Here is an 11,276-nt window from a genome sequence, read left to right as displayed (position 1 = left end):
TAGTTTTGGTGGATTTGAGTTTGGTTATATATTTGTGTCCGCGCAACGAAGGCGCGGGGAAATGGAGGAAATTATGATGAAATTATTGAACAATGGAGAATACTAACAAAAGATAAGGATGTAGATGTGAGTGTATTAGATTTTCCACTTCTTGATACAAAAAATAAGATCAATGGCTTAACAGGAAAGTTTATTGCAGATCTTGTATTACAGATATTATCCTATGTTGCCCAGATAGAAAGAGAAAATATTAGACAAAGACAAGCTGAAGGTATCAGAATCGCTAAAGAAAAAGGTGTGAAGTTTGGTAGACCAGTCATGGAGATTCCAGAGAATTTTGATTCTATTTATCAGCTTTGGGAGAATAATTTAATTAGTTTAAGAGAAGCAGGAAGGATGCTGGAAATAAGTCATACGACATTCCAGAGACTTGCAAAAAGATATAATAATAAAGATGTCAGCCGTTAAGCTGACATCTTTTTACTTCTTGAATTCTATTTCATTAAGTGGTACATCATTTTTTAACTTGTGGTTACAATTAGGACATCTATTTTCTACACCAGTCACAAAACTTCTAGACTTTGTAAAGATATCAACATGACCACATGAGTCACAACGACATCTTTTCATTAAAGTAAAATTATAAGCCATAAGCAAGATATAAAGCACAACAGTCCCTATAGTTCCAGGCAAACCCCATGACATAAAGAAACTGACTAGTATACCAATAATTAATAAGAAGTTAGAACCTATTTCTATTCTTCTAATTGTTTTCGCATATTGATTTCTATTTTTCATATATTCTCTCCACTCTTGGTGAAATGAGACAGATGATTTCATAAGGGATTGTATTGATTTCTTTAGCCATTTTCGCAAGTGAGATATGTTCTCCAAAGATTTCTACATCATCCCCAGGCTTTACATTTTCATCTACCTTCACCATACACTGATCCATACATACTCTTCCTACTACAGGATAGTAATGACCATTAATATAAACTTCTCTACCCTGATTAGCGCGTGTAAATCCATCTGCATAACCAATTGGTAAAGTCGCAATATATTGATCCTCATCAGCTGTATAAGTCATACCATAACCAATCTTTTCACCTTTAGGTACAACTTTAACCATGGCTACTTTTGTATAAAGACTCATAGCTTGTTTTAAATCACTATTCTCTTCACCACGTGGATCTACACCATACATCGCAATACCAATACGTGTCAAATTACCATAGTCTGAATGATGGAACATCATAGCAGCTGAGTTATCACAATGAATATATTTGAAACGATTATTACCTACAATAGATTTAAATAAAGCTAACTGTTTTTCATATTCATCATCCTGGGAGAAATCATCTGCTGTCGCAAAATGAGTAAAGATACCTTCCACATCAATCTTAGAAGAATCTATCATTTCCATAGCCTTTTCAAATTCTTTTTCTGTCTTAAAGCCAATTCTGTTCATACCTGAATCAATACTTAAATGAACCTTAACAGGAGCATCATAACGATGCATTTCATTAATCTTATTTAAGTAATCAAAAGAGAATAAAGCAAGGCTGATATTCTTCTTAATCGCAATATCTAAGTCTTCTAGTGGTATTGCACCTAATACTAGAATATCTTGTTTTACACCTAAATCTCTTAAGTCTACAGCTTCTTTTAAAGTAGCTACTGCAAACATCTGAATAATAGATTCATCTTTTAAAACAGAAGCAACTTCTTTATAGCCATGTCCATACGCATTTGCTTTAATGATAGCCACCATAGGCTTTTTAGTTTTTTTATATAATGTTTCTACATTTTCTTTAATATAATCTAAACGTACTTTTGCATACGTATCACGATAACGTGTCATTTTATATTCCTCTTTTCCTTACGTAAAAAGTATAAACTAGAGATTTATACTTTTCAAGAACTGTTTGAAAAAGCAGCACTCACGTGCTGCTTAAAAGTCTGATAAGTGGCCATCTTTTCTATCGACACGATAACGGTAACGGCATAATTCCAACATTGGAAGATCAGAATCAGAATCAGAATAACCATAAGAATGATCATAGTCTATTTCTAAATCATGTTCTTTCATATACTGATTGATTCTAGTCACCTTTGCTTTACCTTTACAGTTCTCACCAATAATACGAGATGTATAATGTCCATTCTTTATTTGTGTCTTTGTACCCATTAACTCATCACAAGGAAGTGTATTAAAGCGCATATAAGCTTCAGCACTGGCAGTGACAAGGAATACTAAGCATCCTTCTTCCTGTCTCTTCTTCATCTCTTCAACCATATGAGGATAATATGTAGGTACGATATCCTTTTCATAACAGTCTTTGATTTCTTCTTCAGTGAGTAAATCTAAAGGGAAATGAACCCATGATTTCATTGATTCCATAGAACAGATATGTAATACATAGCCAATTCCATATGGAATAAGTGGAAGAAATCGGAATACTGATAAAGGATACTTCTTTAAAGTATAAGACAATAGCTTCCTAATAGAATCACCATGAGCTATTGTATAATCAAAATCAAAAAATGCACACTTCTGTTTCATTAATCAATCTCCAATGCGACTTCCATCATTGCAGTAAATGTCTTTTCTCTTTCTTGGGCAGTAGTTTCTGGTTCATCATTGACTAAAGAATCAGAGATTGTAAGTAATGTGAGAGCGTTCTTACCTAAATAAGCAGCTGTTGCAAATAATGCATAAGATTCCATTTCTACTGCAAGAACACCCATTCTAGACCATTTTTCTACAGAAGTTGTATCTGCATGATAGAAAATATCAGATGCTAAAACATTACCTACATGGTAGTTGATCTTCTTTTCTTTTGCGAGTGTAACAGCTTTTTCTAATAATGAATAAGAAGAAATAGCTGAGAAAGTACCTGGTAATTCATATTGATGAGCAAAGTTAGAGTCTGTACATGAACCCTGAGCAATAATCACATCTCTAATATGTACATTCTTCTGCATAGAACCTGCACTACCAATACGAATGATGTTTTCTACATCGTATTGTGTAAATAATTCATAAGAATAGATACCAATAGAAGGCATACCCATTCCTGAACCCATAATAGAAATCTTCTTTCCTTTATAAGTTCCTGTATATCCAAACATATTTCTTACTGCGTTGAACTGTACAACATCTTCTAAATATGTTTCTGCCAGATATTTTGCACGTAATGGGTCTCCTGGCATTAAGACTGTTTTTGCGATATCACCTTTTTTTGCTTCATTGTGTGGTGTTGCCATAATTCGATCTCCTTTTATAATAATTTTTTAGATTTGGTTTCTTACCTGATATGATTGCTTTTTTGAGTACCTTATATTCTTTACTAGAATAACCTACTTTCGCAAATGACTCTGTCATGATGACAGGAGCCTGGTTATCACTCAAACCATCATATAATGCGATCTCTTTCTTATAAGCTAAAATATGTGTATCAATATCAATCATATGCAGATGGATGTTTTCATCATCCTTGAAATCATCTATTAATATTCTACAATTTCCACAGGACTTAAGTCCATAGACTTTTACAGAATATATATTTTTTTTACATGATGTACTACTTAACAGTAAACCTACGATTATTAAAATCTTGAGTAGGTTTCTTTCCATTTGTGACACGTTCAATATCTTTTGCGAGTATTTCTTCATCATCTGTTTCATATCCTAGTAAGGCAAAATAACCTTTTACATAAATAAATGGACCTAAACCATAATATTCATCATCAAAATCCTTTAAAGAATTGATTGCTTGATTATAATGATCTGTTGTTTTTGTATCATCCATATCATACATCTTGATTGTAATATCCTTATAACGTTTCTTTAAATAAGGTATCGCATTTTTCTTAAAAGCGATACATTCAGAACATGTCTTAACTGAATAAAATTCAATAGTGACAGGTTTAGGTAATGCAACCTTCTTTTGTGTACATCCTGTTATTAATAATAAACTTAATAGACATACGATCCATTTCTTCAAATACATCACTCCTCTAATACATCAGCACATTCTTTTAAATATTTGATAATAGGTAACTGTTGTGGACAAACACCCTCACATTGCCCGCATTCTATACATTCAGATGCTTTCGCACTCTTTTGAACAGTGCTTTCATAACGATCCTTGGCTTTATCCTTCATACCATAAATCTTGTACCAATTCATTGCCTTGAAAATATCTGGGATTTCAATACCCATTGGGCATCCTGGTGTACAATAACGACATGCAGTACATGGAATAGATTCAATGGCATCTAATGCCTTTTGTGCTTCCTTAATCGTATTCTGTTCTTCTTTACTTAAAGGTTTAAAATCTTTCATATAAGAAATATTATCTAGTACCTGTTCCATTGTACTCATTCCACTGAGTACTGTAATAATACCATCTAGTGACGCGACATAACGTACAGCCCATGATGCAATAGACATATCAGGATTCGCATTATGTAGTATTTCTCTGACTGATTCAGGTGGTGAGGCAAGTGTACCACCCTTAATAGGTTCCATTACAACAATAGATTTCTGATGTTTTCTCGCAATTTCATAATTGGCACGTGATGTAATAGCTGGGTTTTCCCAGTCTGCATAGTTTAATTGTAATTGTACAAATTCTACATCAGAATGCTTAGTAAGTAATTCATCTAATAATTGTGGTGTTCCATGGAAAGAGAAACCATAATGTTTAATAAGTCCCTTTGCTTTTGCATCCTTCACAAAGTCCCATATATGATATTGATCATACAAAGCCACATTGGCATCAGATAATGCATGTAGAAGATAATAATCAAAATATCCTGCACCAGTTCTCTCTAAGCTGACCTTTAATTGTGCCTGACAGCTTTCTTCATCATGACACATCATCTTTGCATTGATTTTAGAAGCTAGTGTATAAGAATCACGAGGATAACGTTCTACAAGTGCCTTTCTAGTTGCTTCTTCTGATCCTTCATAAACATAAGCTGTATCAAAATAAGTCAGTCCAGCATCCATAAAGGCATCTACCATCTTCTTTGTTTTTTCAATATCAATTTGTCCATGAGTGCGTGGTAGACGCATCATACCAAAACCAAGCTTTGGTGTATGTTCTCCAAAATAAGTCATGTTCTCAACTCCTTTACTCTATTCTATCACAAAAAGCTTCCCAACTAGGAAGCTCTTTTCGTAAATATAAATGCAACACCTATATCTTTATTTTCAGCATGAATATCATAGCCATACATATCTGCAATCTTAGATACAATGGATAAGCCTAAACCAAACTGACCTTTTATTCCTTTTACATAAGGGTTAAAGAGATCTTCTTTCTTATCTTCATCTATAGGATCACCATCATTATAGATAATAAGTGTATCTTCTTTTAAAGTAATCTTAATAACAGATTTCATATAACGTGATGCATTATCAATAATGTTTTCTATCGCAACACGCCAATGTTCTTCATTACCAATAAAAGCCACATCATCTAAATCTGTTTCTATATGGATATGCTGCATTGCTTCCATCTGCATGACGATATGTTCAATTAAGTCTTTGATAGGGAAAGGTTTTAATTCACTTTCTTCAGCACTTAAGTAATCTAATCTATTTAAATAGAGTAAGGATTTTACTTTATGTTCTAAACGATCTGCATTTTCTAGGATAATATCCATAGAACTGTCCTTATCACCATATGGGTAGATATCATCCTTCACACTCTGTCCATATGTCTTAATAAGTGCAATAGGTGTTTTTAAGTCATGAGAAATATTATGAATCATTTCTTCTTTGACTTTTTCCTGTTTCATGAGTTCATCCTTCATTGTGACAATCGCATTTCCTACAACACCTATTTCATCTTGTCGATCCATGACTAGAGTCGCTTCTTCACGATTCGCAATAGAATCCACATAAGTCTTAATCTTCTTTAAAGGACGAATAAGAGAAATAACCCATAAGACGAGTACTAATGCGAAAATAGTAAGTACTGCATAAAGAATATAAATAATACGATTACGAATATCTGTGATTAGCTTATCTGAATAAGAATTAGACATAATAGAAATCAAATACTCATCATCGACCTTCATAATACGATAATAATAAGTTTCTCTTGCATAAGTTCCTTTACTTTCTATAGTATTATGTCTTCTACTATTCACAATCTTCTCTAAATCACGTCCAAATAAATAGTTATATAGTAATGTCAATGTAGTGGCATCTCCATAAAGATTACTAAATGTAAAGGCATTTTCTGTAGGATCATAAACAATTGTATAGATTGCCTTCTCTTTATTATTAGAAGGCATAAAGTCATATTCTACAGAATCTCTTTGTGATGTCTCTAGCTTTTCATACATCTGATCATCAATAATATCATGCACATTAGAATCTACAATAGGCATTACAACAGCCACTAACATGATAGCTAAACCAAGTATTACTACAAGAAGCTGTTTTAATAAAGAAAAAGATTTAAACATTAGTCTAGTCTATAGCCAAAACCATAGATTGTCTTAATATTGATATTTGGCATCTTCTTTCTTAAACGTCTTAAAGTATCATCTACAACACGGTCACTACCAAAATAGTTTTCATCCCAGACACGTGTTAAGACCTGTTCACGAGAAATCGCAATACCTTTATTCTTCATAAAATAAAGAAGCAATTCATATTCTTTAGTAGTCAGATCTATTTCATGGTCATTTTCTAATACTTTACGTTTAGATTCATCCACCATATAACCATCAATATCAATCATTTCAGTATCTTTATAGACACGCTTTAAAACGTTATGAATACGAAGAATCACTTCCTTCATATTAAATGGTTTTGTAATATATTCATCACAGCCCTTTTCTAAACCAATAATTCGGTCAAAGTCCTGGTCTCTTGCAGACATAAAGACAATAGGCATATCAGAACGCTTTGATTTAATAGCTGTCAACAAATCAAATCCACTATTCTTATCAAGCATAATATCAACTAACCATAAATGTACATCATCATCACAATGCATTAGAGCTTCATCATAAGTATAAAAAGAAGTACATTCATATCCTTCTTTTTCTAAATATGTTCTTACTATATCATTCAAGTGTTTCTCATCATCAATAATATTAATTTTGTATTTCAAGAGACTCACCTCCCATATTTCATTATAAAGTGAAAATATTGCCACGAAAGTGGCAATATTTTGTTAGATTATGTGATTATTTAACGGCATAGCCTTTTTCTTTAATAAGATTTACTACCTTAAGTACATTCTCATGACAAATTTCATCTGTCTGTGCTTCAACCATGACACGAATTAATGGTTCTGTACCAGATTCTCTTACTAAAATACGACCATCATCACCTAATGTTTCTGTCACTTCTTCAATTGCTTTCTTAATATCTGCATCATTTAATACTGTAGCTTTATCACTTACACGTACATTGATTAATAACTGTGGATAAATAGTTACTGGTTCAGTTAACTGAGCTAATGTCTTTTTATTTTCAATACATGTTTCAAGAATCTTTAATGATGTTAGGATACCATCACCAGTTGTTGCATGTTTAGAGAAGATAATATGACCAGACTGTTCTCCACCAATAACGTTACCATTAGTGACCATGTTTTCATATACATACTTATCACCAACAGCAGTTTTAGCATAACCAATACCAATCTTATCTAAAGCCTTATAAAGACCAATATTACTCATGATTGTAGTAACGATTGTGTTATTCGCTAATTCATTGTTTTTCTTTAATTCCTGACCACATACATAAAGAATTAAGTCACCATCTACAACTCTACCAAATTCATCTACAGCTAAACATCTATCAGCATCACCATCAAATGCGAAACCAATATCTAAACCTTTTTCACGTACAAAGTTCTGTAATGCTTCCATATGTGTAGAACCACAATCAGTATTGATGTTTACTCCATCTGGATGATCATTGATAACATATGTTTCAGCTCCTAATGCATCAAATACTGCTTTTGCGATATTAGATGAAGCACCATTCGCACAATCTAAACCAACACGAACATTTCTAAATGCACGTTTAGGAATACTCATTAAATAACCAATATATCTATTTCTACCCATAGAATAATCTAATGCACGACCAATTTCATCCTTAGTTGCATATGGTAGCTCATCAGTTAAACCATCAATATACATTTCAATCTGCTTTTCTACTTCAGCATCAAACTTCTGACCCTTATCATTGATTAACTTAATACCGTTATCATAATAAGGGTTATGTGATGCAGAAATCATGATACCACAATCAAATCCATCAGTTCTTACAATATAAGATACTGAAGGAGTTGTAGTGACATGAAGAAGATATGCATCTGCACCACTTGCAGTTAAACCTGCAACTAATGCATATTCAAACATATAGCTTGAACGTCTTGTATCCTTACCAATAACGATTTTTGCTTTATGGTTACGGTTATAATACCAACCTAAATAACGACCTACTTTAAAAGCATGTTCTACTGTTAAAGTCTTATTTGCTTCTCCTCTAAAACCATCTGTTCCGAAATATTTACCCATTTTTTTGTCCTCTCTATTTCTTTTCAATAAACATAGTCACATCTACAGTTGTCTGTGACATCTTGTTTATCTTGTCATTCCCTTGTAACGCAATACCAGATAATGTTGTTGATCCTGATAAATTAGAAACATCTACCTGACAAGTAATATAGTTAATATCACTAATATCAGTACGCTTACCATAAATAGTTACAGTAGAGCTAGATAATTTATAATTTGTCATTTGATAGCCATCCTGCAATTGGCCAACAAATTCTGGTTTAACTGGCACTTCCTTAGAATAAGAATCTACATGACAGCTAACATTCACCTTTTCTGGTGCGATTGTACATTGTACTTCATTGCCATCGGCATCATATGCTTTAATTTCACATGCCTGCTGGAATGCTTTTGTCTTGCCTTCTACATCAATAAGCGCCTGGACCTTATCAATCTTATCTAGATTATTTTGTGTCGCTGTTATTGTAACACGTTTTGTAGATATTGTATCAACTGAAACGCTATATTTTTCATTTAATTTATCTTGATTAATAAACTTATATCCTAAGTCAAACTTAGCATCTACTTTAGGTAGAATCTTAATAGTCACTGTCTCAGGAATCAACATAACAGTCAAATCACTATCAAAACTTCTTGTTTTTAAAGTCACATGATGTGTTCCTTCATTATATTCAGATAAATCACAATAAACCTCATAATTACTAGTCAATTTAGTTGTATAGATATCCATAGAAGGACCAATTAATCCTATTTCTACTGTTGCAGGAAGTCCTGATACCTCATAACCTTCCTTTAAACCTTCTACCTGTACTGGCACTTTCTTTAAAGTTGCCCCTGCAGTGGTAGAATTCATGACATCTCCACCAGAGAATGAAACAAATAAAAATACTGCAAGCACAAACGAAAGAATACGTACAGAATGCTTATTGGCAAGAAGCTTATCTAATAGCTTATTAAAGTAGTTATAACCTGAAGAAAACTTTTCTACTGTTTTAGTATAAGTCTGTTCTCTTTCTTCTTTTTTAGCTTCTGTCTTCTCTTTATCAGACTTTTCTTCTTTCATAAACTGTAAGAAAAAATCTGTAGTAGAATCCGTCTGTTTCTTTTTCTTAGGATCACTCATGGTCTTCACCACCTTCATCATACCAGTTCAACTCTGCAATTAATTTAGAACGTAACTCATTTAAGTTAATTCTTGTAAGTTCGCCATTAGCTGCAAAGCTAACATTTCCTGTCTCTTCAGATACAACCACTGTCAAAGAATCAGTGATTTCACTAATACCAATGGCCGCTCTATGTCTTGCTCCATACTGTGAAGGAATTTCCTTATTAGTAGGAGGATAGAAACAGGCAGAAGCCACAATCATATCATTCTTAATAATAGTAGCCCCATCATGAAGAGGTGTACCTTCATAGAAGATTGTAGTTAGAAGTTCTGCTTTAATAGAAGCAGACACTTTAACACCTGTATTAATGAAGTCCTGTAAAGACTGACGACGCTCAAATGTAATTAATGCGCCTGTTTTATCCTTAGACATAGTTGTAATAGATTCAACAAGTTCATCCATAGCACGTTCTCTTTCATCATCAGATAAACGATGCTGTACTTCATTTTTAGTTTGTCCCATCTTCTCTAATAAAACACGTATTTCTGGTTGGAAAATGACTACAATAGCCAATACTCCCCATGTAATGACTGCATCTACAATAGTACCAAGAGTCACAAGCCCTAGAACACTCGTAATAGCCTTAACAAGAAGAACTACAATAACTCCTTTAAATAACTGCATAGTACGCATGTTTGTCTTAAACATCATGATACCATAGTACAATAAAACCCATACTGCCAATAAATCAATAGCTGATTTTACAAACTTCCAAATCATTGGTAATTCCGACGTAATAATATTAATCATAACATCAACCTCACTTACAGATATTATAACAGTTTTGTAAATCAATGAAAACAAACATTGATGTGTTACACTTATACTAATTTGTAAAGTAAGCCTTTTCAAAATAAGAAAAAGGGTGTAAAATACGTGACTAGGAGGCAGATTATGAATAACAAGATTATTATTGAAACTTCAGCTAGACATATTCATTTACGTCAGGCTGATTTAGAAACTTTATTTGGTGAAGGTTATGAATTAACTAAGAAGAAGGATCTTTCTCAGCCAGGTCAGTTTGCATGTGTTGAAAAGGTAAAGGTAGTAGGACCTAGAGGAGAAAAAGCTATGTCTGTTCTTGGACCTGTAAGAGATTATACTCAGATTGAATTAGCTCTTACTGATGCAAGATCATTAGGTTTAGAAGCACCTGTAAGAGGTTCTGGTGACCTTGCTGGTAGTGGTGCTTGTAAATTAGTTGGTCCTAAGGGTGAAGTTGAATTAACTGAAGGCGTTATTGCTGCAAAACGTCATATCCACTTCTCTCCAGAAGATGCAGAAGCTATGGGTATTAAGGATCGTCAGATTGTTAAAGTAGAAGTTGAAACAAATGGTCGTTCATTAGTATTTGGTGATGTTATGTGCCGTGTTAAAGATACTTATGCTACATTCATGCATATTGATACTGATGAATCAAATGCTGCTGGTGCACCTAAAGAAGGTACAATTATTGTAGATTAATATTAAAGAGGCTGTAACGGGTAAATAACTCATTATAGTTTCATAAAAAGCAAAAGACGGACCGAGGTCCGTCTTTTGTGG

Annotated in this window: 13 protein-coding genes and 1 pseudogene; 2 read left to right on the top strand and 12 right to left on the bottom strand. The window is 33.2% G+C overall.

Annotated features, from left to right (window positions below; all coding sequences use genetic code 11):
- Window positions 1-63: 63 nt before the first annotated feature.
- A pseudogene (locus ABUA27_RS10080) lies at window positions 64-468 on the top strand (recombinase family protein); the annotation flags it as partial.
- A gap of 12 nt (window positions 469-480) precedes the next feature.
- Here ABUA27_RS10080 and ABUA27_RS10075 read toward each other — a convergent pair.
- The 12 genes from ABUA27_RS10075 to cdaA all read right to left on the bottom strand — a co-directional run bounded on the left by ABUA27_RS10075 (window position 481) and on the right by cdaA (window position 10,481).
- Complete coding sequence (locus tag ABUA27_RS10075; RefSeq protein WP_022424463.1) at window positions 481-798, bottom strand: hypothetical protein; 318 nt, start codon at window positions 796-798, stop codon at window positions 481-483.
- The gene (gene alr, locus ABUA27_RS10070) at window positions 788-1,864 is read right to left on the bottom strand and encodes an alanine racemase (RefSeq protein ID WP_287969243.1); all 1,077 of its coding nucleotides are present in this window, start codon (window positions 1,862-1,864) and stop codon (window positions 788-790) included. The genes ABUA27_RS10075 and alr overlap by 11 nt, the downstream gene beginning before the upstream one ends.
- A 90-nt stretch (window positions 1,865-1,954) precedes the next feature.
- Entirely contained in the window at window positions 1,955-2,566 is a 612-nt protein-coding gene (locus ABUA27_RS10065) for an HAD-IB family hydrolase (RefSeq protein WP_022424461.1), read from the bottom strand.
- Window positions 2,566-3,270: a purine-nucleoside phosphorylase gene (deoD, locus tag ABUA27_RS10060; RefSeq protein ID WP_349820648.1), complete on the bottom strand. Its 705-nt coding sequence runs from the start codon at window positions 3,268-3,270 to the stop codon at window positions 2,566-2,568. Before deoD ends, ABUA27_RS10065 begins: the two co-directional genes overlap by 1 nt.
- The gene (locus ABUA27_RS10055; protein WP_161220272.1) at window positions 3,251-3,475 is read right to left on the bottom strand and encodes a hypothetical protein; all 225 of its coding nucleotides are present in this window, start codon (window positions 3,473-3,475) and stop codon (window positions 3,251-3,253) included. The genes deoD and ABUA27_RS10055 overlap by 20 nt, the downstream gene beginning before the upstream one ends.
- 112 nt (window positions 3,476-3,587) lie before the next feature.
- Window positions 3,588-4,010 carry a hypothetical protein gene (locus tag ABUA27_RS10050; protein ID WP_129980906.1) on the bottom strand — a complete coding sequence of 141 codons (423 nt, stop codon included), beginning with the start codon at window positions 4,008-4,010 and terminating at the stop codon, window positions 3,588-3,590.
- A gap of 5 nt (window positions 4,011-4,015) precedes the next feature.
- Complete coding sequence (locus tag ABUA27_RS10045; protein ID WP_349820647.1) at window positions 4,016-5,131, bottom strand: aldo/keto reductase; 1,116 nt, start codon at window positions 5,129-5,131, stop codon at window positions 4,016-4,018.
- A 44-nt stretch (window positions 5,132-5,175) separates the two neighbouring features.
- A complete protein-coding gene (locus ABUA27_RS10040; RefSeq protein ID WP_129980908.1) occupies window positions 5,176-6,489 on the bottom strand; it encodes a sensor histidine kinase in 1,314 nt (437 codons plus the stop codon).
- A complete protein-coding gene (locus tag ABUA27_RS10035; protein ID WP_330040262.1) occupies window positions 6,489-7,142 on the bottom strand; it encodes a response regulator transcription factor in 654 nt (217 codons plus the stop codon). Before ABUA27_RS10035 ends, ABUA27_RS10040 begins: the two co-directional genes overlap by 1 nt.
- Before the next feature lie 76 nt (window positions 7,143-7,218).
- A complete protein-coding gene (gene glmM, locus ABUA27_RS10030; RefSeq protein ID WP_187012943.1) occupies window positions 7,219-8,565 on the bottom strand; it encodes a phosphoglucosamine mutase in 1,347 nt (448 codons plus the stop codon).
- 13 nt (window positions 8,566-8,578) lie between these two features.
- On the bottom strand, window positions 8,579-9,688 hold the full coding sequence (locus ABUA27_RS10025; protein ID WP_129980910.1) for a CdaR family protein: 1,110 nt from the start codon (window positions 9,686-9,688) through the stop codon (window positions 8,579-8,581).
- Entirely contained in the window at window positions 9,681-10,481 is an 801-nt protein-coding gene (cdaA, locus tag ABUA27_RS10020; protein WP_022424452.1) for a diadenylate cyclase CdaA, read from the bottom strand. Before cdaA ends, ABUA27_RS10025 begins: the two co-directional genes overlap by 8 nt.
- A gap of 144 nt (window positions 10,482-10,625) precedes the next feature.
- Between cdaA and pduL the strand changes: the two genes are divergently transcribed.
- Window positions 10,626-11,195 (top strand): phosphate propanoyltransferase, encoded by a 570-nt coding sequence (pduL, locus tag ABUA27_RS10015; protein ID WP_288834469.1) that lies wholly within the window; start codon window positions 10,626-10,628, stop codon window positions 11,193-11,195.
- The last annotated feature ends 81 nt before the right edge of the window (window positions 11,196-11,276 follow it).

Origin of the sequence: Catenibacterium sp. RTP21428st1_D7_RTP21428_210409 (assembly GCF_040227455.1) — a bacterium.
GTDB classification, from domain to species: Bacteria; Bacillota_I; Bacilli_A; order Erysipelotrichales; family Coprobacillaceae; genus Catenibacterium; species Catenibacterium mitsuoka_A.
Note: the sequence above shows the minus strand (reverse complement) of the source record. Positions and strands in the feature narration are given on the sequence as shown.

What these genes read in the sequence shown, in the direction of transcription:
- cdaA (WP_022424452.1), bottom strand. Translation starts at nt 10,481, where the DNA reads ATGATTAATATTATTACGTCGGAATTACCAATGATTTGGAAGTTTGTA.
- pduL (WP_288834469.1), top strand. Translation starts at nt 10,626, where the DNA reads ATGAATAACAAGATTATTATTGAAACTTCAGCTAGACATATTCATTTA.
- ABUA27_RS10040 (WP_129980908.1), bottom strand. Translation starts at nt 6,489, where the DNA reads ATGTTTAAATCTTTTTCTTTATTAAAACAGCTTCTTGTAGTAATACTT.
- ABUA27_RS10075 (WP_022424463.1), bottom strand. Translation starts at nt 798, where the DNA reads ATGAAAAATAGAAATCAATATGCGAAAACAATTAGAAGAATAGAAATA.
- alr (WP_287969243.1), bottom strand. Translation starts at nt 1,864, where the DNA reads ATGACACGTTATCGTGATACGTATGCAAAAGTACGTTTAGATTATATT.
- ABUA27_RS10045 (WP_349820647.1), bottom strand. Translation starts at nt 5,131, where the DNA reads ATGACTTATTTTGGAGAACATACACCAAAGCTTGGTTTTGGTATGATG.
- glmM (WP_187012943.1), bottom strand. Translation starts at nt 8,565, where the DNA reads ATGGGTAAATATTTCGGAACAGATGGTTTTAGAGGAGAAGCAAATAAG.
- ABUA27_RS10025 (WP_129980910.1), bottom strand. Translation starts at nt 9,688, where the DNA reads ATGAGTGATCCTAAGAAAAAGAAACAGACGGATTCTACTACAGATTTT.
- ABUA27_RS10055 (WP_161220272.1), bottom strand. Translation starts at nt 3,475, where the DNA reads ATGATTGATATTGATACACATATTTTAGCTTATAAGAAAGAGATCGCA.
- deoD (WP_349820648.1), bottom strand. Translation starts at nt 3,270, where the DNA reads ATGGCAACACCACACAATGAAGCAAAAAAAGGTGATATCGCAAAAACA.
- ABUA27_RS10065 (WP_022424461.1), bottom strand. Translation starts at nt 2,566, where the DNA reads ATGAAACAGAAGTGTGCATTTTTTGATTTTGATTATACAATAGCTCAT.